The sequence below is a fragment of the Bradyrhizobium sp. Crot121 genome, assembly GCF_059512385.1.
This window is the reverse complement of record NZ_JCAMOR010000058.1, coordinates 26,619-52,475: the sequence shown is the minus strand read 5'-3', so window position 1 is coordinate 52,475 and position 25,857 is coordinate 26,619. Positions and strand designations below refer to the sequence as shown.

The window sequence follows — 25,857 nt, the reverse complement described above, 5'->3', positions numbered from 1 at the left end:
GGATCGAACTGTCAGCGATCATGGATTTCATGCTTGCCACGTTGGTCGGCAAAGGAGCCGCATGGAGCGTCGCGACGTTGCCAGCCATCAAGGCTCCGGTGAATCCACCTATCAATGCCATTCTGAGGGTGCGCGTGTTCTCCTCCGTTAGCTGTTAGGAGAGACCCGCAGGCTAGGACAGCCTTGAGCAAACGCAAGATGGCGCGGCGACGCGCCTACTTTTTCCGGCTTACGGGCTTCAAGAGAACCAGCCCGACGAGCGAGGTCCGGTCAGGGAGACACCGAAGCCCAAGCCGTCGCGCTTGGAGGAAGCATCCGCGGTGACCGCAGGCGAGCCGGGCGTTGGTCAATGGTCATGTTTGTCTGTGTTAGACGCCTTGGCTGCCGCGAAGAATGTTCATCAGCGCTGCGGGATTGTTCGGCAGCCGATCGCCACGCCAAGCGACATGCTGATCCGGACGAGCCAGTATGAGAGGGTGCTGATAGACGGCGGGCAACTCCGTTGCGGCAATGTCGAGAACTGTCAAAGGCATGCCGACCGCCGAAGCAGCGGTCGTCAAGCCGTACGCATCGACGCCTGGATCGCTGCGAAGCAGTGTGTAGTAAGGTCCCATCGCGTCGTACAAGGAGCGGCCATCGGCGAGCCAAAAGTGCGGGACGCGCGCGCCGGGAGCGGTCGATGGCGTGAAGTCACCCATCGTATAAGGCGGCGGAATCTCTTCATCATAAGCGATGATCGGGGAACCTCGATAATAGTAGCCAAAATTGAGCCCCGCGCAGCAATATTGCTGAACATTGAGGTCATAGGCCGATTGTCCAATCAAGCCTCGAACGGCGTCACCTTCCGGCCCCTCCACTTCGATGTCGGGTGGAATGGACTTCCGCGCTTTCGCCATGGCGTGGGCGTGGTCCATGGCGAAATGTGACACCTGCTCCGTGATCGGAAGCCGCTCGGCCTCGTAGGCGTTCAGAATTCGCTCATCGGCCCAACCCTCCAGATGGGCCGCAAGCAACCACGCCAGGTTTGCCGCGTCCGCAATGCCCGCATTCATGCCATAGCCAGCATAAGGGACCCACAGGTGGCAAGCGTCTCCGCATATGAAGACGCGGCCGTCACGAACCTTGTCCGTGATCAGACGCCGCCCGATCCAGTCTTCCTTGGCAATCAGCTCGTACTGAAAATCCCCGTCCACGCCGAGCACTGTTCGGATTGCACCGTCGCGATCGACGGCATCGAATTCCGTCACGTCGGCATTCAGATAAACATGCACGAGCCAGGTCTCTTTGCCATCGATCGCGTATACGTTGCCGGATTGACGCGGGTTCAGTGCAAAGGAAGCCCACGCCGGCGTCCCGCCGCGTTGTCTCAACATCTCGAGCAGTTTTGGGGCTCGAATGAAGCTCGACTGCACGCGTTGCAGAACAGGATCGCCGCTCAGCCGCCCACCGATCGTGTTGCGGACCAGAGAGCGCCCGCCATCGCAGCCGACCAGAAACCGGCAGGATGCTGCGATTTCCTCCGCGGTATCGCGCTCCCGCGCGGATGCGATGACACCCTCCGGACTCTGCCGAAAATCGACGAGCGATGTTCCGCTCAGGATGCGCACGCCGGGCATCGACGACAAATGATCGAACAGGACCGGCTCGAGATAGATCTGGTTGATCCGATGCGGCGGCTCCGGCGTCGGCCACCACGTATCCGGGCCGTCCTTGGACGTATATCGCTCCGCGCGGCAGGGAATCTTGATCCTGGTCAGTTCACGGCCAAGGAACGACGTTCGATAGGCGACATCGTTCGGATAGTCTGGCGGCAGTCCGGCGTTGCGCACCTTTAGAGCGACGCCAAGCCGCCGGAAGATTTCCATCGAGCGCGCCGAGACGTGATTGGATTTGACGCTGGGCGGCTCGTCACGTCTGCGCGTCTCCAGAACGATCACGCGTCTGCCGCGCCAAGCCAGGTCCATGGCAAGCGTGAGCCCAACCGGCCCGGCGCCGACAACCACGACGTCCGCATCAAGCATCCCAGCCATCGCACCACTCTCCGCCTGAGCCGTTCACGGCTCGATCTTGACGTTGCCGATCCGTGCTATCTCGGTCCAGCGCGCGATATCCGATGCGATAATTCGGGAAAATTCGTCCGACGAACTGCCGACCGAGTCGATGTTGAGTAGCTTCAATCGCGAAACCACGTCTGGAAGTTTGGCGATCCGCATGAATTCGTCCTGCAGTTTCCTTACGACATCTGGCGGCGTCCCTTTGGGCGCAAGAATGCCGCTCCACAACACAGCATCGACGTCTGCACCTGCTTCCTTCATGGTTGGAACGTCAGGCAGTTCCTCCATGCGCTTCGGCGCCGCAACGGCGAGCGCGCGCGCCTGGCCGCCCGTGATCTGGCTCCAGACCGAACCGGCATCGGCAATCGTCGTTGTCACCTCGCCCGCGATCACCGCGACCACGGAATCATTGGCGCCCTTGTACGGGATCATCTGTATCGGCGCGCCGGTCTTCTGCTTGAATAGCTCGGTAGCCAGCTGAAACGCCGCAGACGAACTGGAATAGTTGGCCTTGTTCGGATTTTGCTTTGCGTAAGCAACGAGCCCGGATACGGACTTGAGCGGCGACGCGGCGTTGACGATCAGGATCAGCGGAAACGACCCGAGTTCCGAAATTGGAATGAAATCGCGAACAGGATCGTACGGCAATCTCGCGTAAACCGCCGGATTGATGACCATGGCGCCGCTGGCACCGATCAGGAGCGTGTAGCCGTCGGGTGCTGATTTCGCAACATAATCGGTGGCGAGAATCGCGCCGGCGCCCGGCCTGTTTTCGATGATGACTGGTTGACCAAGGCTCTCGGACAATTTTTGTCCGAAGAGACGCGCGATAATATTGTTGCCGCCGCCAGGCGTGAAACCGACGACGATGTGGATGGGTCGCGACGGATATTTTGTGGCCTGCTCCGCAATGGTGGTGCGAGGAGAAATCAATGCGACCAATCCAACACAGATGCCGGCCAGGAATCGCCTTTTCAAAACCTTCACGGTGACGTTTCTCCTCGCAATCGCCGCGTCTGTTTTCCTATTGTGATGACGGCACTGTCCAGCATTGTGAACTAAAGCGGCGTGACGTGAACATGCAGGACTGCGGCCCTGCCGTCGTCCACCGCCGCCAGGCACCGATCGATCGCCCCGGCAAGCTCATCGGGTTCAGTCACGCTCTCGCCATGAGCTCCGAAAGCACGTGCGACGTCGGCGAAACGGCGTTGCTCACCCTGACGGTCCGACCTCAAGCTGGACTGGAACGAGTTCGTTTCCGCGGCAACACCCGTGGGATAAACGCGCTGAACTGCGGATTTCACGGCCTGCCAGCCGCCGTTGTCCAGCACCACGGTCAGGATCGGAAGCTCATACTGCCGCGCAGTTGCATAGACGGAGTCGGGCGAGGAAAAATGAAAAGCGCCGTCGCCGATGATCTGCACGACGCGCCGATGCGGCTGCGCCAGCTTCAATCCCAGCGCCATGCCGCCGCTGAAGCCGAGGCCGCCGCCGGCGAGCCCGACATAGCTTCGGGGCTGCGTGCGATGAATCTGCTCCTGCAGCATCGGCCCGTTGCGGATCGCCTCATTGAGAACGATATCGTCCTGCGCCAACTTGCTGTTCAGGACAGCAAACAGATAGCTGGGATTGAGCGCACCCAGAACCCCTTTGTTGGCGGCAGCCGCGGCCCGGCGTTTCGCTGCGGCCTCGCGCGCCCCATTCCAGCTCGCAATGCGTTCAGCGACCCGCCGGCGATAGCCATCGTCGGCGCGCGCCTCGACGACGTCGAGCACCTGCTGCAGCACGGTCGCGCAGTCGCCCTGAATTCTCATGTCAGTTGGAAAGCCCCACATCGGAAAGTCTGATTTCAGGGGGTCGACGTCGATCTGGATCCACCGGATCGCATCGATGCGCTTGGCGTACTGCGGAACGAATGGGACGTCGGTGTCCAGCAAAAGCCCGAGATCCGCCTGCTCCAGCAGGGGCAGAGGATCGAAGCCCGCAAAGCAGGGCGAGCCCTGCGGCATATTGAGATCGATGGAATTGAATTCGGCGACCCGGATGCCGCAGGTCCGCGCCAATCGATCGAGCACGGCAACCGCCTCTGCCTTACGACCGAGATAGGCGGTCAGCGCAATCGGGTTGTCCGCGGCCATCAGCTGGTCGGCGATGGCCTCGACTCTTGCCCGATCGATGCCGCCGGACCGAACGCCGCCGTACCGTGCTGGGTCGTAGGCCGGCATCCGCGTTTCGTCCCATGTCTCCGCCAGCGTCTCGCGCGGCAGCATCATATAGACCGGTCCGGGAGGATCGCTGTGCATGAAAGCGGCGGCGCGGGCCAGAGCCTCCTTGACCACTATGCCGGACGGCAGCGAGTACTCCCATTTCACATAGGGACGAACGATGCTCGCAATGTCGAACGGATCCTGCACGAAATGGACATAGGTGTCGCGCGAGGCTGGCAGTTCACCATGCAAGGTGTAGGGCGCGCAGCCGGCGAACAGCATCACGGGCAAACGGTACCGAAACAAGTTCTGGATTGCCATGCACGCATTTGCGGTGCCGGCGTCGACATGCACGAAAACGGCCTGCCCCCTCCCCGTCGCCAGTGCGTAACCGCCGGCCATGTGGACGGCGACGATCTCATGTGGACAGAGGATAATCTGCGGACGCTTGCGGCCTTGCTTGTCCCACCGCGCGACTTCCTCAATCAGGGACACGTGGTCGGTCCCGAGATTGGCGAAGATATAGTCCACTCCGAGGTCCACGAGACCTTCGAGGAAATAATGCGCAGCGCTGTAAGAGCTCATGCTCTGGTTCCCTGTCGTTTCCCTGCCGGTTTCGGCTTTTCAGTTTCTTGTTCTGGCTTGGACGCGGTCCGACTTCACGGATCCCACCCACAACCCGTCGGAGGATATCGGCCGGATCGCCGGTGCCCTCGTTGGACGCCCAGGCAACGAACTGATCGGGACGGACCAGCACGAGCGAAGCGTCATAACGCTCCCGGCCGTCGGCACGGCTGTCCTGGATCACCTTGAGCGGAAGGCGCAGCCTGTGGGCTGCGCGCCGGAATTCCTGCACAAAAGCGTTCGGCGCGCCCAGATCAAGCAGCGTGAAGCCGCTGCCGAGTTCTTCGTAGATGTTCTTGCCCGAGGATAAAGGCTGCGGCGTGAGATGGTGACCGGCGCGGGCCGCATAGCCATGCGAACCGATCGCACTGCTCACGGCACCCGGCGGCCCGAACACGATCGGCGAGCCCTCATAATCCGGCTCGAAGGCGTTGACTTCAGTGCGCGCGCCGGACTGTCGCTCGCGCCAGGCCGCTTCGAAGTCGGCGCGGTCAACCGATGGATTATGCCGGCGCAGGAAATCGCGATCATCGAAGATCGACTTCTCGATGAAGTCGCGCGCGGTCGAAGCGAATACCGGCCGCCGCTCCGCGTCATAGCTGTCGAGCAGGCCGGAGCCGCCCCAGCCCTGCAGGGTGGCCGCGAGCTTCCAGGACAGGTTGACGGCATCCTCCAGCCCGCTGTTGATCCCATAGCCCCCGTAAGGGGGGTGGCTGTGCGCCGCGTCCCCGGCGATGAAGACACGGCCCGCGCGATAGCTGTCGGCCAGCGCAAAGCGTAGGTCCCAAAAGCCGATATGATCGAACTCGATCTCGAACTCCGCACCGGCGGCCTCGTGCAGGAGTCGTCGGAAATCGAAATTATCGCGCGTGGTGTGGGCGGGAACGGGCGCATGGAAGAACCACGTGGTGCCGAGATCCACACGGCCGAAGAATTTCCAATAGCCGTCGAGTTCCGGATGCAGCACGTTGTAGAACGACTTGCCGGGATAACGCTCGAGCAGCCGGTGCAGGCCGGTCGAGCGGAATACGAGCAACACCATCAAGCGGTCGTGGTCGGACCTGGTCTGGCGAATGCCCGCCTGGTCGCGCACGATCGATCGACTCCCATCGCAACCTACGACATAGTCGGCGCGCAAGCTTCGCCTGTTTCCGTCGCGATTGGTGATTTCGACATCCACCCCGCCTTCGTCGGGATGTATCCGCTCACAGGTCCAGCCAAACAAGGTATTGATGTTTGGGATCTGCGCTGCCCTGCGGCGCAACACCGCCTCGGTGGCGTATTGCGGCAGGCGCTCATTGTCGCAGAAATAAAACGGCCGCACGAGTTCGCGCTGTAGCCAGTCGTAGCGGTAACCGCTCAGCAAGGTGCCGTAGCTGGTCATGCCGCCGATGCCGTAATCACTCGGTATGGTTCGGGCGGCGCGCAATTCCCCTTCAGCGCCCCAGAAATGGAAATGCTCGAGGGTACGCTGGGTGAGATTCTGTCCTTTCGGAATCGGCTGCGGCTCGCTGTAGCGTTCGACAACGATGCAGTTGATGCCCCGCAGACCGAGATCGATTGAAAGTCCGGTCCCGACGGGTCCTCCGCCGACGATCACCACCGGAACAGCTTTACCCGGACTCTGCATTCGCACCGACCTCACTTGCGCACTGCTAGTCGATCAATGCCGGCCGCAGGGGGACCGTAATTCAATGCAGAGCATCGCGGCTCAGGTCAAGCTAAAATCTCATATTTTGAGATTTCTATCCATTTTCCTCGAAGATCTCGGCAGAGATCAGGTTGGCCGTTTGGCGCACTTCCCCGCTAATCCGATCAATCAGGCCACCATTCGCATGCTGGCCAGCGATAGTGAGACAGAGACTCGCGACCGGATAGTTTGCATCGAGGATAGGAGCGGCGATGCCGATTGCCCCGGGGGTCACTTCACCAAAGGCGACCGCGACGCCCGCTCTTCGGATGCGCTTCAGCACCACTGCGATTTCCTCGGCCGTCGCACCGAGGCCGACGCTGCGAAGATCATCGGCATAACGCTCAAGCAATGGGACCAGACTGCGTTTCGGCAGGAATGCCATGATCGAGCGGGCAATCGCGCCGCGACCCATCGGCATCGGTCGGCCCCGCGGATAGCTGCTCACCGGATGGGGCGCCGACGATTGCGAAGCAACACAGAGCATCTTGTCGCCATACCAGCGGACAATCAGGGCGGTACAGGGATGCGCCGCGGTGAGACGCTCCAGATGTGGCGCGGCGGCGGCGACCAGCGGGTCTGCGCGCCGGTTCAAATAGTCCATCTCGACGACTTTAGGCCCGAGGGCGAAGCGGCCCCCACGGACGGACATCAACAGCCCGCTTTCCCTGAGGCTCTTGAGATAGCGGTAGAGCGTCGGACGCGTGTAGCCGAGTTCGCGCATCAGTTCGTCCGGCGTCCAGAGCGGGCGCGTTTCGCTGAACAGTTCCAGCACGGCGAGCACCCGGTCTTGGCTGTTTCTCTTCTCCACCTGTCGATCCGTTCCAATGTCGCCCGTCCTGTACCGCGGTCCCGCGCTTCCGGGAATGGGACATCGGAGCAGGATTGTCTTCGACATAATCTCACTATAAGAGATTTCAAAATAGAAGACGGTGGGACATTTGGATCCGCCAGGAGGAAATCGCACCATGGCCACCGGCGTGAACGAGGAGTCCAACCCGATGGTCGTCGATGTCCCCAGCTACATCGACCGACAGCCGGTCGGCACATTTCAAATTCAGGTGCTGCTGATTTGTGCGGCGGTGCTCTTTATCGACGGATTCGACACGCAGGCCATCGGATACGTTGCGCCCGCCCTGGCGCAAGAATGGAAGCTGCCGCGCGATGCGCTTGGACCAGTGTTCAGCGCCGGATTATTCGGCCTGATGATCGGCGCCTTGATCTTCGGCCCGCTCGCCGATCGGATCGGCCGCAAGCGGATCATCGTGGCCAGCACCGCTGCATTCGGCATCGGCAGCCTGCTAACCATGCTGGCCCAGGATGCCACATGGTTGATGGCGCTCCGTTTCCTCACCGGTCTCGGCCTCGGCGGCGCGATGCCAAACGCGGTTGCAGTGACCTCCGAGTTTAGCCCGCACCGCCGTCGAGCAACCATGGTGATGGCGATGTTTGCCGGATTTTCCATCGGCGCGGCGCTCGGCGGTTTGCTCGCGGCTGCGTTGATCCCCGCTTTTGGCTGGCGCTCGGTGTTTCTGGTCGGCGGCATCGCGCCGCTCCTGCTCGTGCCAGTTCTTGTGCATTCGCTGCCGGAATCGATCCGCTATCTCGCATTGACGGGCGGGCGCGATCGCGAGGTCGCCGGGTTGTTGCGGCGCATCACGCCGGAGGCGACGTTTGCGGGCGACGTCCGCTTCGCCGTGCAGGAGCCCAAGCTGGCCGGCCTGCCGGTGGTCCATCTCTTCACAGAGCAGCGGAGCGCCGTCACGTTACTGCTCTGGATCGTATTCTTCATGAGCTTGCTCGATCTCTATCTTCTCTCAAACTGGCTGCCGACGGTGCTTCATGATCTCGGTGTCTCGGTGTCGGTTGCCGCGGCGATCGGCGCGATGCTGCAGGTCGGTGGCGTGGTCGGCACCTTCGCGCTCGGCCACTTTATCGACCGCTTCTCGTTCCGCGCGCTCGCGCTCACCTATCTGTGCGCTGCGGTCGCGGTAGCGGCGATCGGCTTGAGCAGTCATTCGACGAGCCTCATCACCGTCGCGATCTTTGCTGCCGGATTCTGCATCGTCGGCGGGCAGATCGCCTCGAATGCGCTGACTGCAACGTTTTACCCGACCGCGATCAAGTCGACCGGTGTGGGCTGGGCGCTAGGCATCGGCCGCATCGGCTCGATCGTCGGTCCTTTGATCGGCGGCCTCATGCTTGCCCGTAACATGGAACCACAGCCGCTGTTTGCCGTAGCCGCCATTCCGGCGCTGATCGCCGCGACGGCAGCGCTTTTCCTGGCCCGTTCCGTGCCCCGCTGAACGCCCAAGGCCGGCATGCACCTACCTGACGTGTTTCCTCGAAACTCCCCAAGCCGCGCCTCCCGCACACCGTCTCGGTCGAACGCATCGACCCCGTATACATAAGGGATTATGCCACTCCCTCCGAATTGATCAGAGGTCGCTTGCGCTGTACGCCCCAACGATAGCCTGCGATCGAACCATCCGCCTTTCACGACCCGATGACGGCGGCGGACAGCCGGCGATCCAAAACACCGGCTCGTGCACTGCCGTGGTGATGTGACGGAATTCCGGGTGGGCCGGATTGATTAGCGTGTTGTGGTCCACCGGCGCGATGACGCTCGGCACCATCAACATGAGACTCCTCTCTGGGTGCAACGGGCTCAGTTCCAGCAACGGGCGGTTTTGATCCAACCGCCCGTTCGCACATTCCGACAGATTTCCGGGACACAAGGAGGTTGAGGAAGGTCTGCTCAACCTTCTCCCCTGGCTGCGTCCCGCCCATACCAATGGCCAAGCAGCAAGATGAGCAATCCGGCGAGCAACATCGGGATCCCGGCAACATAGAGAATATGTTGAGGGCTCAAGTGGTACGCGAGCAACGCGCCGATCAACAGCGGGCCACCAATGCCCCCTAACCTGCCGATGCCAAGCGCCCAACCCACGCCGGTTGACCTGATCGCGGTCGGATAATAAATCGCCGCCAGCGCGATCACGCTCTTCTGTCCGCCGCTGACACAAAACCCGGCACAGAACGCAGCCACGATCATGATCCAGCTTGGCTTGTCGATCGAATAGCCGAACGATAGAACGAACAGGACGCCCGCCAGATAAACAGTGCCAAGTGAGCCATAGGGCCCAATGCGGTCCATCGCCGGTCCGATCGCGAATGCGGCGACGATGCCACCAACGGTGGTCATGGTGGTAGCGAGCGCCACTGTGCTGAGGGAATGGCCGACATTCGTCAGCATCGATGGCAGCCAGCTTTGCAGCGCGTAGAACTCCGCGAGGTTCAGCACGAACACGATCCAGATCACCAGCGTTCCTGCTGCGCGCCCGGACGAAAACAGGCTTCCGACTGCGCCGCGCCGCTCGCCCACCTCGGTGACGAACTTCGTCGGTCCCTCCACCGGCAGCGCGCCATCCACCCGGCGCACCACGCGCCAGACTGTATCCGGCTTCGCTTTGGTGCGAATGAGGAAATCCATCGACTCCGGCAAGAACATCAGCGCCAGGATCGCGACAAGCATGGGCGCCGCGCCGCCGATCCGCAGCATCGAGTGCCAGCCGTATGCAGGAATAGCCCACGCAGCGACGGCGCCGGCTGCGACGAAGCCTAGCGAGAAGCCGCAATAGATCGCCAGCACGAAGGTGGCGCGCAAGCGAGCAGGACTGAACTCGGTCGTCAACGCGATGGCGCTTGGCACCACCGAGCCGAGCGCAGTACCGGTAACGAAACGAAGCGCCATTAATTCAGTGACATTGGTTGCAAAGACGGTGGCAAACGTCAGAAGTGCGAACGCAAACGTCGATATGACCACAAGCTTGCGATGGCCGAAGCGGTCCGATAACGGCGATACCAGCAGATAGCCCACCATCAATCCAGTCAGCGCCGACGAGAAGATCGGCCCGAGCAATTCTCGAGAGAGCCCCCACTCTTTTGCGATCGACGGCGCCATGTAGCTAATGGCCTGCGTGTCAAAACCATCGAGAAACATGACGAGTCCGCATAACACCACAATCCCGTATTGCGTGACGCCGGTGCGGCGCGAATTGATGAAGGATGGGACGTCAAAAGCAACCTCCGTACTGCTCATTTCCTCACCTTTGCTGGCCAAATGATTTGGTCCAATTTGTTTCTTGATCTTGAAACGGCGCGGCTATGCCGACACGAAGAGCGCGCAGAATTGTCAGCCGGCAGCTTGCAAGACTTGAACCAATGTTGGGTGGGATGATCCGCTCGGGATGAACGCATCGGCGTAAAAGCGATCACTTGGCAATCCGCAGCGCGTCGTGAATTCATTGCGCGCGGCTTCGATCATCATCGGATTCCCGCAGGCATAGACGTGCCGGTCCGACAGATCGATAAGATCCTCGAGTACCGCGACGTGAACCAGTCCACGACGTCCCGCCCAGTTCGGGTCAGCTTCAGACAGCACCGGAATGAACGTGAACCACGGATAGCGCTTCGCCCATTTTTCGCAGGTCTCCGCGAGATAAAGATCGGCGGCGGTGCGTCCGCCCCAATAGAAACGTACCTCGCGGTTGAGCCGCCGCCTGATCATGTCATCGAGCATGGACTTCAACGGCGCGAAGCCTGTACCGGTCGCGACGAATACGTAGCGCGCCTGATCGTCCTCGCGCAGGTAGAAATCGCCGAACGGCACCTCCACCTCGAGCTTGTCGTCGAGCTCCAAGGAAGCCAGCACTCTCTCGGAGAACGCGCCGCCGGGCACATGCCGGATGTGGAGCTGAACGCAGTCGCTTTCCTGCGGCGCGTTAGCCATGGAGAAGCTGCGCTCGTCGCCATCCGGCATGCGGATGCGCAGATACTGCCCGGCCTTGAACTTGGCACGAATGCTGGCCGGAAAGCGCAGCTGCAGGATGGCGACATCATCGACCGGGCGCGACATGCGAAACACCCGCGCCTGGATTTTCTTCCGCGCCAACGGATCATGACGCTGAATGCGGCGCGCCCGGATGGTGAGATCGCTCTTGGCCGTGGCCGTGCAGAACAGGACTTTGCCGGCCGGACCCGTCATTTCCTTCGAGCGCTGTTTGACATCGCCCTTGCTCAGAAAGCCTTCGCAGGATGCGCAGACGCCCTTTCTGCAGGAGTAGGGCATCGTGTAGCCCGCACGCTCCGCTGCGACGAGAATGGTTTCGCCGTCATGGCACGTGAAGTTGATGTCGGCGCCTTCGACTGCGATTGTGTGGGTCATGGGATTGCCTTGAATTGACTGGCGCCTGCGACGAGCTGGATGCAGCGTAGGACGGGCGTGGGATCGGCAATGCCCTTCCCCGCAATGTCGAAGGCGCTGCCATGGCCGACACTTGAAAACATCAGGCCCGCACCGATCGACATCGCCGCCGAATTCCGGCCCGCCAGCAGCTTGATCGGAATGTGTCCCTGATCGTGATACATCGCCACGAACGCATCGAAGCCCTGCTGACCAAGCATCAGATCGGCGCCCACCGGCCCCTCGATATCGATGTCTTCCGCCTTCAGTCGCTCGACCAGCGGCTTGACGATGCGATCGTCATCGTCGCCAAAAAGCCCGCCCTCGCCTGCGTGAGGATTGATGCCAAACACACCAAGCTTGGGGCGTGCAACGCCGAGATTCTTCAAGGCATCGATCGTTGTGCGAATAGCGCGCTCGATCAGGGTTGGCGTAAGCCGGTCAAGCGCATCGGCAAGCCGCTCATGCAATGTCACATGAGCGATCCGCAGCCCCGCACCGACCAGCATGAGGAACACTTCATCCTCCGGCACCTTCTTCAGCCGTGCCAGGAGGCTCGGATAGCCGGAGAACCTGATGCCGGCAGCGTTGACATTGGTTTCGGAATGCGGACAAGCCACGATGCTATGAGCCCGCCCCACTTTCATTAGGTCGAGTCCCGCCTCGACATAGGCGACGGTGGCGCGGCCACCCTCCGCACGCCCATGTCCAGGCGTGAAGGCTCTTGGGTCAAGCGCGGCAACAGGATGATAGAGCAACGGCCGCTTGTCAGTGGATGCCCCGGCCTGCGTCAGGGTCAGGCCGGGTGCGAATTTGTCCGCGTAGAAGCGGATGACATGCTCGTCGCCAACCAGGATTGGAGATGAGCCGGTCTGCGCTTCCGCACACAGCACCGCAGCCTTCACCGCGATTTCAGGGCCGATCCCATTGGGATCGCCAATGGTCAGCGCAACAGCTCTCGAGGTCATAACGGCAGCGCCAGCAGCGTGTCGATCCGGGAGCTGTCGCATACGACGGTCCGCTCTTGCAGTTGCGCCGACCGGTCCGCGATCTCATAGACATCGAAATAGCGACCGGTGGCGTAAATCGATGTGTCGCCATCCTGCAGGGTGCGCGCCACCAAGAAGGGGGTCTCGCTACGCACCTTTGCTCCGTCTTCCGACAAGATCGACGGCTGTCCGAGGATGTGACGATAAGTCTGCCGCTCATAGATATTGGCTTCGCGCAGCGCCGAGACGCGATCAATCAGCATGCCGCGGGAGTTGGCAAACACGATGCCGGCCTCGAGCCCCTCGCGATAATTCGATGCGGTCGTGATCCTGTAGAGGCACGGGCCATGAAACAGGCTCGGCCATTCCTCGAGGCGATCGTCATCGATGCAGCGCGAGTACTTCGCCTGCGCTTCGATGATATATTGCAGAACGCTGCTGGTCATCGCGTATCCTCAGAGTCCCATGTTGGCGCGATACGCCTTCCAGAAGCCGCGCACTGACGCCTCGGTCACCCGGCTCTCGCTGCTATTGGCATCGGCTCCGCCCATCTCGAGGACAGCATGATCGTCGCTTGCGCCGGCAACGCCACGCTGCACGAAGCCGCCGACACAGCCATCTTCCATCGAGATGTATCCGGCCGGCCCAACCAGGTTGCCCTGCTTGATACGTGACAGGCGCTGCTCGGGCGTATCATCAGAGAAGCCGAGATAGGTCCAGTTCAGATCGGTCCTGTCGACCGCACGCGGCACGATCTGGCGAACCGCAATGGCGTTCTGGATCTGCTGCAGCACGAAGGTCGGGAACACCGACAAAATCTGCAGCGTGCAGCCATCGCGATATTCGTCGAAACTTTCCAGCAAGCTGGGATCGGCGAGCTTGTACTCGCTCTCTGAGCGCAACTGCTGCTTGGCGTAATCCACGTCCTTTTCGGCCTCGCGATCGATCGCCGAATAGCTGACGTGGTGCCCGCCGCTTTCATCGACTATGATGCCGCCCTTCATCGACAGCCGGTTCAAATCGAATGTCGTGAAGAAAAGATGCAGAATGCTGGCGTGATAGGAGTCCTTGACGTTCTCCATATAGAGCTTCCAATTGTTTGGAAGCACCTGGGTAAAGCGCCCGAGCACCACGGGCGTGCGACCGCCGAGCACGCGCTCGATGCGGTTCAAGATCTCTTCGCCGAGATATTCTTCGATCGACGGCACGTCCTCAGAGAATGAACCGAAGATCAGGCCGTGAATGATCGCGATGCGCAGCTTGCGCGGACCGTGCTGCTCCATCTTGAACGAGTCGGGCATGCCCCCCTTGCCCTTGATGCCGTCCTTGAAGGCGACTCCCGTCAGATTGCCCTGCGGGTCGTAATTCCAGGCGTGATACACGCAGCTGAAATCCTTGCGATGCTTGCCGCGGCTTTCCAGACAGATCAACGCGCCACGATGGGCGCATCGGTTTTCGAACGCGTAGATTTCATTGTCGGTGTCGCGAGTTACGATCACGGGCGTATCGCCGATGTGCGCCGTGAGGAAATCGCCCGGCTCCGCCAGTTCAACTTCCAGCGCGAGATAATGCCAATTCGGCCCCTGGAAGATCTTGCGCTGCTCCTCCGCGTAAACCGATTGATCCTGGAACACCCAATACGGAACGCGGGTGAGCCCCTCCGGCCAGTTGACGAGATTTGCTCGTTCCGGCGGCAAAACGATCTTGTTCATCGGCGCTTCCTCACGCTTGACTTCACGTTCGATCTGTTCGAATATCGAACAAGTATCTTTATTTCGAACACCTTGAGCCACTCTAAAACGGCTGTCAAGGTGAGCTCAGCTATGGCGATCGCGGAAACCCAAGAGAGACGTGAAGGGATGGCGGGGCTCGCGAAAGGCCTCGCGATCATCGAGGCATTCTCGGTTCACCCCGTGATGAGCGTCGCCGACGCCGCGCGCGCTTCAGGCGCTACACGCGCAGCCGCGCGCCGATGCCTCCTCACCCTGGTCGAGTTGAATTACCTCGAGCTGTCGGGACGAGACTTCCGTCCTCTTCCTCGTCTTCGCAGGCTCGGCGGCGTGATGTCCGACCGCGATAAGCTCGTGCAGATCGCACAGCCGCTGCTGGAGCGCGCCCGCGATGAAGCCGCGGAATCGATTTCGCTGGCGGTGCTGGACGACAATCAATCGCTCTTCATTGCGCGCGCGCAAGCCGAGCACTACGTCCAGACCGGCGTTCGCGTCGGCGCCTATCTTCCGCTCTATTGCTCGGCGACAGGCCGCATCCTGCTCGGCGGCCATACTGATGACGACATCACGCGACGACTGAGCCGGCAACCGATGAGCGCACGCTCGCCGCGGACGCTGACCACTATCCCGGACATTCTGTCTGCGATCCGGACCGCAGCGAAGAACGGCTATGCGATCAGCGACGAGGAGCTGGCGCCGAGCATCAGATCAATGGCCGTCCCGGTGCTTGCCGCGGACGGCGACATTGTCGCCGCCGTCAGTGTGAGTGCGGCCACGGCCCGCGTCAAAGTCAACGATCTGCGCAAACGTCTGCTACCTGTGCTACTCAACTGCGCGAACCAGATCGCCCGGCCGTTGAAGGAGCTGCGCTGAAGGCTTCCCGCCGTTAGAACACCGGAGGCGGTCATGCGCCCATCTCAGTCCGCTCGGCGCACAAGAGAAGTGTCGGCAGTTTGTCACCAAGAAGATTGCTGATGCCAAGACCAATAGCCGAGTTTTGCTGTGCGTACCCAGCCAACGGCCACGCCGAGATTGGTCAATCTAAGTCAGCAGGGCCGAAAGCGCCGGCGACGCCAGTGAAGCGGCCGCTATGCATAGAAGTGCAATAGCGACGACGCCATCCTATTGGCGCTCGGAGCGCGTTCACGTTTGCTGCGATTTCAGTTGCTTATCCCAACGATAAAAATCCAAAGGTGAAGCAGGCCCCCAAGGCGAGCGCCCAGGGCTTGCGCGGCCGATCAGCGCCCTCGCCGGGACAGCGAAACAATCAGCGCCCGTCGGCGAGCTCCTCCAACCCCCGTTTTGCCGGCTCTATCCCCCAAGCCATCACCGCGACGATCTGAATCAGCAGAAGGCCGATCATCAGGGATGTCACACCACCTATGCCATAGGCCCTGAACAATCCGAGCACGATGAACGGAGACACGATAGTCGCACCGCGCCCGAGCATGTTGCAAATGCCGTTGGCACGGAGCCGGACTTCGGTCGGGAACAATTCGGGGGTGTAGACGCCGTAGAGCAGCGCGACCAGGACATAGATTGACAGTAGCAGGCAGAACCCGATGGCGACGAAGGCCACGGGATCGGAAAGCATGGGATAGATCAGGCCGAACGCGATCGTGGACACCGATCCGCCGACGATCGTTGGCCGTCGACCGGCACGGTCCGCCAGGACACTCCCCAATGCGCAACCGATCGGCGCGGCCAACGACATGACAAGAGTATAAGCGAACGACTTCGCCAGCGTCATGCCCTGTTGAACGAAGAAGGTCGGCAGCCAAGTCACGAAGCCGAAGATCAGGGTATTGATCACGATCAGAACGATCGACCCGAGGATCAAGCGGGGTAGCAGGACCGGCCCGAACAATTCCGCCGCGCTGAAGCTCTTGACCGCGGCGGGGGGCGGCAATGGCGGCAAGGCGGACGCACCACACTCCTTCTCGATTTCGGCGACGATGGCTTCCGCTTCCTCGGTACGACCCTTGGTTTCGAGCCAGCGCGGCGATTCCGGCAAGGCCTTTCTGAGGTACCAGACAAACAGCGCGCCAGCGCCGGCGATGAGGAACATCGCGCGCCAGCCGACCAGTGGAATTAGGGCCGAACCCAACAGGGTCGTGGCGGGCAGGCCGCTCACCACGATCATGGCCATCAGCGCCAGCCACTTGCCACGCGACGCGGGGGGCACGAATTCCGTGAGCGAAGAGTAGCCGACGACGATTTCGGCGCCGAGGCCGAGTCCCATCAGCAGTCGGGCTGCGATCAGCCATTCCATGGACGGCGCGAACGCGGCCCCTAGAGAAGCGATCCCGAACAGGAGCAGATTGAACTGGTAGGTGAAGCGCCGTCCATAGGAGTCACCGAGAAAACCCGCGGCTAGAGCGCCGATCGTCATGCCCATGAAGGTGACCGACACGAATTGCGCATTCTGCGCCAGGGTCGAAAACTTGCTCGCGAGTGTGGCGCCCAGCACGCTGGTGCCGACATACAGATCGTAGCCGTCGAAGAACATCCCGGCCCCGATCAGCCAGAATATTCGTGTGTGGAACGCTGAAATCGGCAAACGGTCGAGCCTGGCTCCCGACTGGACCGACATCGTTGCTGAGGCGGCCGTCAAAGCCGTCGTCTCTGCCACTACACTCATCGTTTCCCCCTGTTTTATTTTCTAGTTTGGTCGATCCATTCCACAATCTGCTCCGGTGAGAGCGGATGCATCGTGACGAAGGGCGCTTCTGGTCCGAGCGCATCCTGGATGGCGGAGATCACGCAGGCCGCCGCGGGTATCGTGCCACCCTCGCCGGCGCCCTTGGCTCCGATCGGATTGCGCGGCGACGGCGTCTCGATGTGATGGATCTCGATATCCGGCATCTCGGCAGCGCCTGGCAGCAGGTAATCCGCATAGGTCGCGGTCAACGGCTGCCCCGCCTCGTCGTGCCGCATATGCTCGAACAAGGCGTTGCCGACGCCATGCACGACCCCTCCCCTGATCTGGCCATCGACGATCAGCGGATTGATCAATCTTCCGCAATCATGCGCGACCACGTAGCGGGTGATCCGGGTATCACCGGTTTCAGGATCGATTTCGACTTCGCAGGCCTGAGACCCGTAGGCGAAGGCGAGCTGGTTCGCTTCGAAATAGCCGGTCGCCGCCAGGTCCGGCTCGACGCCGGCGGGGATGGGCACGCCGGCGGAGCCGGACAGAACCCGCGCGATGGTCGATAACGGCACGTTCATGTCGGGCACGCCCACCACGCGAACCTGCCCGTTTTCGATCTCCAGATCGTGCTCGCCCGCCTCCAGCATGTGAGCGGCAACCTTGATCGCCTTGTCGCGCACCTTGCGCGCCGCGATCTCGACCGAAGACCCCGCGGTGACGGCCACGCGACTCGCGATCGTGGAGATCCCAAGCGGAAAGATGCGACTGTCGGCGGCCTTGATGGTCACCTGGGACAGATCGACCCCAAGCGCATCGGCGGCGATCTGGGCCAACGTCGTCGCATGCCCCTGGCCCTGGCTCGCAGCGCCCGTCGCGACCACAACCTTGCCGGCCGGCGTGACGCGGACCGAGGCGCCCTCGAACGGCCCAAGCCCGGTGTCCTCGACGCAGGACGCAAAGCCGAGTCCAAGCAGACGGCCGCGAGCCGCAGCTTCGGCGCGGCGCCGCGCGAAGCCGGCGGCACCGATCTTGTCGAGCACGAGCGACAGCGCCTTCGCGTAATCCCCGCTGTCATATGCGACCGGTGAGCCGTCGCGCATTTTTCCGCCCGTCACATAGGGCATCTGCTCGGCGCGGACAAAACTGCGGCGGCGCACTTCCTCGCGCGGCAGATTCAAACGTCGGGCAACGGTATCGGCAAGGCGCTCCAGCACAAAGGCGGCGTTGGGTCTGCCCGCGCCCCGCACTGGCGACGTCGGCACCAGATTGGTCAGGACGACGTCGATCGACAGATCGAACGCGGCAAGGGCGTAAGGGCCCGGAAAGGACGCCAGGGCCGTGGCCGGCAGAATGAGTCCATAAGGCGCATAGGCGCCGTTGTCATGAATGCAGTGGCCGCGTACGCCCAACATGCGGCCGGTCGCATCGCAGGCGACCTCCAGCGACCAGAACTGGTCGCGCTGCTGCGTGGTGGCAAGGAAGTGCTCCTGCCGGTCTTCGATCCACTTGACCGGACGGCCGCAGGCGAGCGCGGCAAGCGCGACGGCGAATTCTTCCGGATAGACATTGGCCTTGGGGCCGAACCCGCCGCCGACGTCCGGCGCCGTGACGCGAATATCGGCTTCATCGCGGCCGAGATATGTCGCCAGATGCCGCCGCACCATGTAGGGCGACTGCGACGAGGTCCAGAGCGACAATTCGCCTGATCGGGGCTCCGGCGCCGCGACAACGCCGCGACATTCCATGGCATGGCAACCCCCGCGATGGATTTCGAACGTCTCGCTGAACCGATGCGCCGCTGCGGCGAAGACCGCGTCGACATTGCCATGAGACCCGCGCAGCGTGGCGATCACGTTGCTCTCCCGGCCCGAATGGGCCCGCGGCGCGCCGTCCGCAACGCCTTGGCGTGCGTTTGCGACCACCGGGAGATGCTCGATGTCGAGTTCGACCGCGGCCAGGGCGTCCTCGGCCTCGGCGCGGCTGTCGGCGAGAACCATAGCGATCGCCTCACCGACATAGCGAACCTCGTCAACGGCAAGCGGGCTGCAGGTAACCGGGCTCTTCAGCAGGGGATGAGGCGCCATCGCCGGCATCGGCCCTGAACCGAAGCCGGCAAAATCCGCCATCGCATAGACCGCGCGCACGCCCGGCATCGACAGCGCAGCCGACGGATCGAGGTTCCTGACCCGGCCGTGCGCGACCGACGAACGGAGGAAGACGGCGTGCAGCATGCCGGGAAGGACGACGTCGTCGACATAGGTCCCCCTGCCCGTGAGAAGACGGGGATCTTCGAGGCGCGGAACGGCGGCGCCGAAATAGCGCGTGCTCATCGCGTCCCCCTGCGCGCTTTGGCTGCATCCAGCGCCGCATCGACAATGGCCTGATAGCCGGTGCAGCGACAGAGATTGCCCGACAGCACGTCCCTGATCTGCTCGCGCGTCGGCGAAGCTTCGACGCGCAGAAGAGCCTCGATCGTCATCAACATGCCCGGCGTGCAGAAGCCACATTGCAGCGCGTGACGATCACGGAAGGCCTGCTGGAGCTCCGAGAGCGACTCTGGCGTTCCCAAGCTCTCGACAGTCTCCACCTTCGCGCCATCGGCTTGAACGGAGAGCATCAGGCAGGCGCGCGCGGGCCGCCCGTCCACGATGATCGTGCAAGCGCCGCACACCCCATGTTCGCAGCCGACATGCGTACCGGTCAGCCCGATGGCCTGACGCAGGAAATCGGCAAGGTTGACGCGGGCCTGGACCTCGGCCTCGACGGCTTCGCCGTTGACGGTCAGATGGATCTTCCGGGCGCTCATACCGCTTCCCTCGCGGGGCGGGCGGCCTCGGCGAGCGCGCGCCGGGTCACGACGCCGGCAAGGCGCCGCCGATAAGCGGCGGAGACATGCACATCCGCCATCGCATCGAGCGCGCTCGCTTGGGCGGCCACCTCGGCCAGCAGCGCCTCGCTGAATGTCTGCCCCACCAGCGTCCGCTCAGCTTCAACCAGCCTGATCGGCGCAGGCTCAACACCGAACACGACGATCGCAGCGCGCCCGATGCGAGCATCTTCCGCAAATTCGAGCAGCGCACCCGCGCCGGCGATGGCGAAATCGCCGCGCCTGCGCGCATATTCGCTGAAACCGTAGCCGTGGCCGGCCGGCCAGCGGCGCAACCTTATCGACTGCAGATATTCCCGTTCTTCGAGCGCAGATTCGAGATAGCCCTTGAACCAGTCGCCGCCCTTCACGATGCGCGCGCCGTTTGGCCCCGCGACGTCGAACTCGGCGTCGAGCAGCGCGCACAGGGCCGGCAATTCCGCCGCTGGATCCAGATGGCAGCAGCTTCCTCCGATCGTGCCGCGTGAACGTGTCTGGAAGTGACCAACATGAGCCAGCGCCTGGCGAATGATCGGCGCCGTTGCGGCGAGCTCCGCGGATGCGTGCAGATCGCACTGCCGCGTCATGGCCCCAAGCACAACGTCGTCCGCGGAAAGGCGGATGCCGGCGAGATCCGGAATGCGGTTGATGTCGATCAGGTGGTCGGGCGCGACCACACGGAAATTCAACATCGGCACCAGCGACTGGCCACCCGCCAAAAGCTTGGCGTTCTCAAGCTCTGCGAGCAACCCGATCAGATCATCGCGGCTGCGCGGATCGTGATAGGCGAACGGAGGCGCTTTCATCGCCGGCTCCCTAGGGCACGATCGGCGAGCGCGAGAGCGCCGACAACACACGCTTGCGCGCGCGGCCGGCGTGGCGCGCCAGAATGCGCCCCGCCCGCTTGCCATCGCGCGCCTGCAGCGCCGTGATGATCTCGCAGTGCTCGGCGATCAGCGCCTCCTGCTGGCCGCCGGCCTCGCTGCTGCTGATGCTCACAATGACGAGACGATCGAACTGTTCGATCAGATCGATGGCCGCGTCGCGCATGCGCTGGTTCGTGCACAGACCCGCGATCGCCAGATGAAATTCGCGGTTGTATTGCACAAAGGTCGGCTCGGCCTCCGCTACCCCAGCAGCGAAACCGTCGATGGAGCGGAAGTGATCGAGGCCACGCAGGGCCTCATCGGTCGCCTCGGATGCCACGCTCGCCGCGCAGGCAGGTTCGAGGATAGCGCGGAATTCGAACAGATCGCGCGCGTCCGCAATCGAGATCGGCGCGGCTCGATAGCCCTTGCGCGGGCTGATCACCACCAGCCCCTCAGCCTCCAGCCGCAGCAGCGCGTCGCGGACCGGCGAGCGGGACACCGCGAAACGCTCGGCGATCTCGGCGTCCCTGATCTCGGCGCCGGGGCGGATGGCGCAGCTCAACAGCTCCCGGCGGAGAACACCATAGATATCAGAGCGCATCAGCTGGTAGGGAATTTCGTTCATCTGATATATTATAGACTTCTTGCCGTGACTGACAAGCCACTGAAAATACTTTCCGTCTGCGCTCGGATAAGCTAGATCGGGATAGGTATAGGCTAGATTTTTTCTTGCCATAATATTCCAAGGAGTCGCACGTGGAGCTCAAACCAGTCACCCTTGCCGCAGATCGCCTGACGGCGGTTCAGGCGGGTTCGGGCCCCGATCTTCTGGTCATTCATTCGCTTCTGGCGGACCGGACGGCCTTCAATCCCGTCCTGCCCTGGCTCACGCAGCGTTTTCGCGTCACCCTCGTGAACCTGCCCGGCTTCCACGGCTCGGCCTGCATCCCGCCGGGCATCGAGGGCTACGCAGATCATCTCGCCCAACTCTTCACACCTCAGGGCCTGTCTGAACAGACCGTGGTGATCGGCAACGGGTTCGGCGGCACGGTTGCAGTCGCGATGGCGCTGCGGCACGGCGCGAAGTTCGGCAAGCTCGTCCTTTCCGACGTAGCTGCCGGTTTTCCGCCGGAAGGCCGCAAAGCCTTTGAACTGATGGCCGCCAAGGTGGCGAACGAGGGTATCGGTTCGGTCGCGACGATTTCGGCCAGCCGCGTCTTCCACGAGTCTTATCTCGCCGCGCATCCCGGTGCCGTCGACGAGCGGCGACGCGTATTGCTCGGCATCGATCCCCACGGCTTCATCGCGGCCTGTCGCAGCTTGATGACGGCGGACCTGACGCCGCAGCTCGGCGCGATCCGCAAACCCACGCGCGTCGTGTGCGGTGAGCTCGATGCCGCCACCCCGCCTCCCCTCTGCCGGTTGCTGGCCGACAAGATCCCTGGCGCGTCCTATCGTGAACTGCCGGGATGCGGGCACTGTCCGCCCCTCGAGCAGCCGGAGGCCTTCATTCGGTCGATCGAAGATTTCCTGTCATGACAGGCCCGCACCGGCGCCGTCCTATCCCGGCACCTGTGAGCGGTACCAATCGAGGATCTCGGCCCCGGTCCACATCACGACGCCGTCGTGGCCGAGAATGTAGTCGTAAAGCATCTCGAGATATTTGATCCGGTGCGGCACACCCGTCAGATAAGGGTGGATGGAAATGGCCATCACGCGCGGCGCCTTGGCGCCATCGAAATAGAGCCGATCGAATTGATCACGGCCGCGGCGCAGGATTTCGTCTGAGGGCTGCTGCTGTACCGCGCTGATGACGACGTCATTGATTTCGACCGTGTAGGGAACGGAGATGATGTCGCCGTGGCGCGTCTTCAGGGGAATCGGCTGCTCGTCGAGCACCCAATCGGCGACATATTCGATGCCGGCTTCAGCGAGCAGGTCCAGCGTCTCGTCGGTCTCGGTGAGGCCCGGGCTTTCCCAGCCGCGGGGCGGCCTGCCGGTGAATTTCGTGATCGCAGCGATCGTGTCGGCGATCGCCGACTTCTGGTCCTCGACCTTGTGCATCGGCTTCTGCACGAAGCCGTGCCCCATGAAATCCCATCCCGCGTCCCGCGCCGCCTCGCATGCTTCGGAATAAACCTCGCAGACGGAGCCGTTGAGCGCGAACGTCGCCTTCAGATTCCGGCTGCCCAGCGCTTCCATGAATCGCCAGAAACCGACACGCATGCCGTATTCGTGCCAGGCCCAGTTGGGAACGTCAGGCAGCAGCGGCTGCCCCATCGGCGGCGGCAGCACGGCGCGCGGCATCGCACCGTTAGGACTCCAGTTCTCCACATTGACGATGGTCCACACCGCCACCCGCGCATCGTTAGGGAGCTTGAGCGCCGGTCTACGGTGGATCGGGCTGTAGGACAGCCGGTTGCGAAGACTATTGCCGACGGGCTCGGACATCTCTTCCTCTCTTTCAACCTTCGCACAGCAGCTTCAGCGCCGTGCCGCAGCAGATGCATTGACGTTCCTGCGGTGCGATCGCGGGAACCGCGTCTATCGTCGCACCGGGATCAGCATCGGCCATATCGAAGGGCGCATCGGTTCCGATGCAGATGTGATCGGCGCCGACAAGGTCGATGAGGTAACGCAGCGCCTGCGGCTCGAAAACGAGGCTGTCGAAATAGATCCGCTTGAGCAGCTCCTTCGGGGAGGACTTGCTGATGCCGTTGGCTTCGCTGCGCACCGCGTGTCCGTGGACGAGCCGTCCGATCTGGTAGGGCGCAAAGCCGCCACCATGCGCCAGGACGAGCTTCAGGTCGGGCAGTTCATCGAGCCGGCCGGAGAACATGAGATTGGCCAGCATTACCGTCGTGTCCAGCGGATTGCCGATGAGATTGGTGAGATAGTAGTTTTCGAGCCCGCTCTTGGCCCCGACATAATAAGGATGCGCGAAGACGAAGACGTTGAGCTCGCTGGCGCGGCGCAGCAACGGACGAAAGCGCTCCTCGGCGAGCTGCGCGCCTTCGATCGAGGTGCCGATCTCCACGGCCCTGAACCCGTAGGCGCGAACGACGCGCTCGAGTTCGGCGACGGCGGCATCCGGATGCTGCATCGGCACAGTCGCCATGCCGCGCAATCGGGCCGGCTGGACGCCGACCATGTCTGCCACGCCATCATTGACGAGGCCGGCGACTTCAAGCGCCAGATCGGCATCGGCCCAGTAATAGAACATTGGCGGCGCCGGCGAGATCACGGAGATCTCGATGCCCTTGCAGTCCATGGCGGCGAGCTTGGCCCCTGTCTGACGAAATTCCTCGAACAAGGGATAGACGTAGCCCTGGTCATGAATGATCTTGCGCGCAGCACCTTCGCCTTCGACACGCGCACGGAAGCGCTTGGGATCGGCGGCGATGGCGCTGACGATGCGATCGGGAATGACGTGGCTATGGATGTCGATCTTCATGCAGTCGGGCCTCAATGCACGCCGAGGAAGCGTATCAGCGATTGGGGATTATCGACCAGAGCCGACGCATCCGCCTCGTGGACGATCTTTCCGGTCTCGATGACGTAGACGCGGTCTGCGACCGCAAGCGCGCTGTAGAGGTTCTGCTCGACCAGCAGAATCGCCAGACCCGCCTCCTTCAGCCGCGCGATGATCCCTTCCAGATGCTGGACCATGACCGGCGCCAGTCCTTCCGAGGGCTCATCCATCAGGATGAGTTCAGGGTCGATCATCAGCGCGCGCGCCACGGCGAGCATCTGTCGCTCGCCGCCCGAGAGCTGGTTGCCGCGGTGCTGGCGCCGCTCCGCCAGCCGCGGGAACAGCTCCATGACGCGATCGACGGTCCAGCCGTCGCGAGCGCGGACGGACTTGATCATGGTGAGATGTTCGGTAACGGTGAGCGAGGGGAACAACCGCCGCCCTTGCGGCACCAGCGCGATCTTGCGCCCGGCGATCTCGTGCGACGTCATACCGGTCAGGACTTCGCCCTTCCACGCCACGCTGCCCTGGCGCACCTGGGGCGCCGACAAGCCCATCACCGAGCGGATCAGGCTGGTCTTGCCCATGCCGTTACGGCCGAGCAGCGCGACCACCTCGCGGTCACGCACCGTGAGCGAAGCCCCCTGCACCACATGGGCCTCGCCATAGAAACTATGAAGATCGCGGATCTCAAGCATGACGGTGCGCCTTGCCGAGATAGACGTCCTGGATGTCAACGTTACCGCGAATCTCTGCCGGTGCCCCCTCGGCCAGGAACCGGCCGTTGTTGAGGCAGGTCACCCAGTCCACCAGGGAGAGCACCAGGTCCATATCGTGCTCGATCAGGACGATGGTGATCTCCGCCGGCAGACTGCGGATGACGTCGGCGACGATGACACGCTCGGCCGGCGAGAGGCCGGCGGCGGGCTCATCGAGCAGCAGCAGCCGGGGATTCGGCGCCAGCGCCATCGCCATCTCGAGCTGGCGCTGCTCGCCATACGACAATTCGCTCACCAGCGATCTTGCACGTGGACCGAGCCGCGATAAACCGAGGGCGCGGTCAGCCTGGCCGCGTTCGGTATCGGTCAGCCCGCCCGAACCGAGCAGCGAAAACTTGCGCGGCGTCAGGCCGCAAAGCGCGAGCTGCATGTTTTGCTCGACCGTCAGGCTCGGAAACAGATTGGTGATCTGGAAGGTGCGGCTGATGCCGCAAGCGGCTCGGCGGTGAGGCGGCATCCTCGTGATGTCGCATCCATCGAATTCGACGCGGCCGGACGTCGGAGGTACCACGCCCGTGATGGCGTTGAACAGCGTGGTCTTGCCGGCCCCATTGGGGCCGATGATGGCTCGTCGCTCGCCACGTTTGACCCGCAGGGTCACGTCGTCAACCGCCTTCAACGCATCGAAGGAGACGCCGACGTGGTCGAGCTTGAGGATAGTGTCCGGCACGCGCTTTCT

The 25,857-nt window shown here is 62.5% G+C and carries 23 protein-coding genes; 3 read left to right on the top strand and 20 right to left on the bottom strand.

What is annotated here, in order from left to right:
• Window positions 1-368: 368 nt before the first annotated feature.
• From AC5ZGW_RS33790 to AC5ZGW_RS33770, 5 genes are all read right to left on the bottom strand, one after another.
• Window positions 369-2,021 carry an FAD-dependent oxidoreductase gene (locus tag AC5ZGW_RS33790; RefSeq protein WP_207231030.1) on the bottom strand — a complete coding sequence of 551 codons (1,653 nt, stop codon included), beginning with the start codon at window positions 2,019-2,021 and terminating at the stop codon, window positions 369-371.
• 33 nt (window positions 2,022-2,054) lie between these two features.
• Entirely contained in the window at window positions 2,055-3,041 is a 987-nt protein-coding gene (locus tag AC5ZGW_RS33785) for a Bug family tripartite tricarboxylate transporter substrate binding protein (protein WP_165435225.1), read from the bottom strand.
• A 71-nt stretch (window positions 3,042-3,112) separates the two neighbouring features.
• A complete protein-coding gene (locus tag AC5ZGW_RS33780; RefSeq protein WP_130226076.1) occupies window positions 3,113-4,846 on the bottom strand; it encodes a thiamine pyrophosphate-requiring protein in 1,734 nt (577 codons plus the stop codon).
• Window positions 4,743-6,515 carry an FAD-dependent monooxygenase gene (locus AC5ZGW_RS33775; protein ID WP_245474726.1) on the bottom strand — a complete coding sequence of 591 codons (1,773 nt, stop codon included), beginning with the start codon at window positions 6,513-6,515 and terminating at the stop codon, window positions 4,743-4,745. The genes AC5ZGW_RS33780 and AC5ZGW_RS33775 overlap by 104 nt, the downstream gene beginning before the upstream one ends.
• A gap of 115 nt (window positions 6,516-6,630) precedes the next feature.
• A complete protein-coding gene (locus AC5ZGW_RS33770; RefSeq protein ID WP_028168260.1) occupies window positions 6,631-7,386 on the bottom strand; it encodes an IclR family transcriptional regulator in 756 nt (251 codons plus the stop codon).
• Window positions 7,387-7,543: 157 nt separating this feature from the next.
• Between AC5ZGW_RS33770 and AC5ZGW_RS33765 the strand changes: the two genes are divergently transcribed.
• On the top strand, window positions 7,544-8,881 hold the full coding sequence (locus AC5ZGW_RS33765; RefSeq protein ID WP_130226075.1) for an MFS transporter: 1,338 nt from the start codon (window positions 7,544-7,546) through the stop codon (window positions 8,879-8,881).
• 132 nt (window positions 8,882-9,013) lie between these two features.
• Here the strand turns inward: AC5ZGW_RS33765 and AC5ZGW_RS33760 are convergent, their stop codons facing one another.
• From AC5ZGW_RS33760 to AC5ZGW_RS33735, 6 genes are all read right to left on the bottom strand, one after another.
• Window positions 9,014-9,217 (bottom strand): RES family NAD+ phosphorylase, encoded by a 204-nt coding sequence (locus tag AC5ZGW_RS33760; protein ID WP_165435218.1) that lies wholly within the window; start codon window positions 9,215-9,217, stop codon window positions 9,014-9,016.
• Between the two features lie 116 nt (window positions 9,218-9,333).
• Window positions 9,334-10,677, bottom strand: coding sequence for an MFS transporter (locus AC5ZGW_RS33755; RefSeq protein ID WP_130226074.1), 1,344 nt, complete (start codon window positions 10,675-10,677; stop codon window positions 9,334-9,336).
• Between the two features lie 93 nt (window positions 10,678-10,770).
• Window positions 10,771-11,802, bottom strand: coding sequence for a 2Fe-2S iron-sulfur cluster-binding protein (locus AC5ZGW_RS33750; RefSeq protein ID WP_130226073.1), 1,032 nt, complete (start codon window positions 11,800-11,802; stop codon window positions 10,771-10,773).
• The gene (locus tag AC5ZGW_RS33745; RefSeq protein ID WP_130226072.1) at window positions 11,799-12,788 is read right to left on the bottom strand and encodes a PdxA family dehydrogenase; all 990 of its coding nucleotides are present in this window, start codon (window positions 12,786-12,788) and stop codon (window positions 11,799-11,801) included. The genes AC5ZGW_RS33750 and AC5ZGW_RS33745 overlap by 4 nt, the downstream gene beginning before the upstream one ends.
• A complete protein-coding gene (locus AC5ZGW_RS33740; RefSeq protein WP_130226071.1) occupies window positions 12,785-13,255 on the bottom strand; it encodes an aromatic-ring-hydroxylating dioxygenase subunit beta in 471 nt (156 codons plus the stop codon). The genes AC5ZGW_RS33745 and AC5ZGW_RS33740 overlap by 4 nt, the downstream gene beginning before the upstream one ends.
• Window positions 13,256-13,264: 9 nt before the next feature.
• Complete coding sequence (locus AC5ZGW_RS33735; RefSeq protein ID WP_130226070.1) at window positions 13,265-14,521, bottom strand: aromatic ring-hydroxylating dioxygenase subunit alpha; 1,257 nt, start codon at window positions 14,519-14,521, stop codon at window positions 13,265-13,267.
• Between AC5ZGW_RS33735 and AC5ZGW_RS33730 the strand changes: the two genes are divergently transcribed.
• The gene (locus AC5ZGW_RS33730; protein ID WP_474418542.1) at window positions 14,429-15,412 is read left to right on the top strand and encodes an IclR family transcriptional regulator domain-containing protein; all 984 of its coding nucleotides are present in this window, start codon (window positions 14,429-14,431) and stop codon (window positions 15,410-15,412) included. The genes AC5ZGW_RS33735 and AC5ZGW_RS33730 overlap by 93 nt on opposite strands.
• Window positions 15,413-15,806: 394 nt before the next feature.
• Here the strand turns inward: AC5ZGW_RS33730 and AC5ZGW_RS33725 are convergent, their stop codons facing one another.
• Genes AC5ZGW_RS33725 through AC5ZGW_RS33705 form a run of 5 tightly spaced genes read right to left on the bottom strand, consistent with a single transcriptional unit; the run spans window position 15,807 to window position 21,552 of the window.
• Window positions 15,807-17,180 carry an MFS transporter gene (locus AC5ZGW_RS33725; protein ID WP_130226068.1) on the bottom strand — a complete coding sequence of 458 codons (1,374 nt, stop codon included), beginning with the start codon at window positions 17,178-17,180 and terminating at the stop codon, window positions 15,807-15,809.
• Between the two features lie 14 nt (window positions 17,181-17,194).
• Window positions 17,195-19,522, bottom strand: coding sequence for a xanthine dehydrogenase family protein molybdopterin-binding subunit (locus AC5ZGW_RS33720; protein ID WP_130226067.1), 2,328 nt, complete (start codon window positions 19,520-19,522; stop codon window positions 17,195-17,197).
• Entirely contained in the window at window positions 19,519-19,998 is a 480-nt protein-coding gene (locus tag AC5ZGW_RS33715) for a (2Fe-2S)-binding protein (RefSeq protein WP_130226066.1), read from the bottom strand. Before AC5ZGW_RS33715 ends, AC5ZGW_RS33720 begins: the two co-directional genes overlap by 4 nt.
• On the bottom strand, window positions 19,995-20,864 hold the full coding sequence (locus AC5ZGW_RS33710) for an FAD binding domain-containing protein (RefSeq protein WP_165435224.1): 870 nt from the start codon (window positions 20,862-20,864) through the stop codon (window positions 19,995-19,997). Before AC5ZGW_RS33710 ends, AC5ZGW_RS33715 begins: the two co-directional genes overlap by 4 nt.
• A 10-nt stretch (window positions 20,865-20,874) precedes the next feature.
• Window positions 20,875-21,552 carry a GntR family transcriptional regulator gene (locus tag AC5ZGW_RS33705; RefSeq protein ID WP_130226064.1) on the bottom strand — a complete coding sequence of 226 codons (678 nt, stop codon included), beginning with the start codon at window positions 21,550-21,552 and terminating at the stop codon, window positions 20,875-20,877.
• A gap of 131 nt (window positions 21,553-21,683) precedes the next feature.
• Between AC5ZGW_RS33705 and AC5ZGW_RS33700 the strand changes: the two genes are divergently transcribed.
• Window positions 21,684-22,466 (top strand): alpha/beta fold hydrolase, encoded by a 783-nt coding sequence (locus AC5ZGW_RS33700; RefSeq protein ID WP_130226063.1) that lies wholly within the window; start codon window positions 21,684-21,686, stop codon window positions 22,464-22,466.
• Window positions 22,467-22,487: 21 nt separating this feature from the next.
• On the opposite strand, the gene AC5ZGW_RS33695 is transcribed toward AC5ZGW_RS33700, so the two are convergent.
• Genes AC5ZGW_RS33695 through AC5ZGW_RS33680 form a run of 4 tightly spaced genes read right to left on the bottom strand, consistent with a single transcriptional unit; the run spans window position 22,488 to window position 25,848 of the window.
• Window positions 22,488-23,378: a polysaccharide deacetylase family protein gene (locus tag AC5ZGW_RS33695; RefSeq protein WP_130226062.1), complete on the bottom strand. Its 891-nt coding sequence runs from the start codon at window positions 23,376-23,378 to the stop codon at window positions 22,488-22,490.
• Between the two features lie 13 nt (window positions 23,379-23,391).
• Window positions 23,392-24,381: an amidohydrolase family protein gene (locus AC5ZGW_RS33690; protein WP_130226061.1), complete on the bottom strand. Its 990-nt coding sequence runs from the start codon at window positions 24,379-24,381 to the stop codon at window positions 23,392-23,394.
• Between the two features lie 11 nt (window positions 24,382-24,392).
• Entirely contained in the window at window positions 24,393-25,097 is a 705-nt protein-coding gene (locus AC5ZGW_RS33685) for an ABC transporter ATP-binding protein (protein WP_130226060.1), read from the bottom strand.
• On the bottom strand, window positions 25,090-25,848 hold the full coding sequence (locus tag AC5ZGW_RS33680) for an ABC transporter ATP-binding protein (RefSeq protein WP_130226059.1): 759 nt from the start codon (window positions 25,846-25,848) through the stop codon (window positions 25,090-25,092). The genes AC5ZGW_RS33685 and AC5ZGW_RS33680 overlap by 8 nt, the downstream gene beginning before the upstream one ends.
• Between the last annotated feature and the right edge of the window lie 9 nt (window positions 25,849-25,857).

Coding starts and splice junctions, on each gene's coding strand:
- AC5ZGW_RS33755 (WP_130226074.1), bottom strand. CDS start 10,677: ATGAGCAGTACGGAGGTTGCTTTTGACGTCCCATCCTTCATCAATTCG.
- AC5ZGW_RS33705 (WP_130226064.1), bottom strand. CDS start 21,552: ATGAACGAAATTCCCTACCAGCTGATGCGCTCTGATATCTATGGTGTT.
- AC5ZGW_RS33720 (WP_130226067.1), bottom strand. CDS start 19,522: ATGAGCACGCGCTATTTCGGCGCCGCCGTTCCGCGCCTCGAAGATCCC.
- AC5ZGW_RS33685 (WP_130226060.1), bottom strand. CDS start 25,097: ATGCTTGAGATCCGCGATCTTCATAGTTTCTATGGCGAGGCCCATGTG.
- AC5ZGW_RS33710 (WP_165435224.1), bottom strand. CDS start 20,864: ATGAAAGCGCCTCCGTTCGCCTATCACGATCCGCGCAGCCGCGATGAT.
- AC5ZGW_RS33690 (WP_130226061.1), bottom strand. CDS start 24,381: ATGAAGATCGACATCCATAGCCACGTCATTCCCGATCGCATCGTCAGC.
- AC5ZGW_RS33735 (WP_130226070.1), bottom strand. CDS start 14,521: ATGAACAAGATCGTTTTGCCGCCGGAACGAGCAAATCTCGTCAACTGG.
- AC5ZGW_RS33790 (WP_207231030.1), bottom strand. CDS start 2,021: ATGCTTGATGCGGACGTCGTGGTTGTCGGCGCCGGGCCGGTTGGGCTC.
- AC5ZGW_RS33760 (WP_165435218.1), bottom strand. CDS start 9,217: ATGTTGATGGTGCCGAGCGTCATCGCGCCGGTGGACCACAACACGCTA.
- AC5ZGW_RS33740 (WP_130226071.1), bottom strand. CDS start 13,255: ATGACCAGCAGCGTTCTGCAATATATCATCGAAGCGCAGGCGAAGTAC.
- AC5ZGW_RS33745 (WP_130226072.1), bottom strand. CDS start 12,788: ATGACCTCGAGAGCTGTTGCGCTGACCATTGGCGATCCCAATGGGATC.
- AC5ZGW_RS33780 (WP_130226076.1), bottom strand. CDS start 4,846: ATGAGCTCTTACAGCGCTGCGCATTATTTCCTCGAAGGTCTCGTGGAC.
- AC5ZGW_RS33725 (WP_130226068.1), bottom strand. CDS start 17,180: ATGAGTGTAGTGGCAGAGACGACGGCTTTGACGGCCGCCTCAGCAACG.
- AC5ZGW_RS33695 (WP_130226062.1), bottom strand. CDS start 23,378: ATGTCCGAGCCCGTCGGCAATAGTCTTCGCAACCGGCTGTCCTACAGC.
- AC5ZGW_RS33775 (WP_245474726.1), bottom strand. CDS start 6,515: ATGCAGAGTCCGGGTAAAGCTGTTCCGGTGGTGATCGTCGGCGGAGGA.
- AC5ZGW_RS33715 (WP_130226066.1), bottom strand. CDS start 19,998: ATGAGCGCCCGGAAGATCCATCTGACCGTCAACGGCGAAGCCGTCGAG.
- AC5ZGW_RS33750 (WP_130226073.1), bottom strand. CDS start 11,802: ATGACCCACACAATCGCAGTCGAAGGCGCCGACATCAACTTCACGTGC.
- AC5ZGW_RS33765 (WP_130226075.1), top strand. CDS start 7,544: ATGGCCACCGGCGTGAACGAGGAGTCCAACCCGATGGTCGTCGATGTC.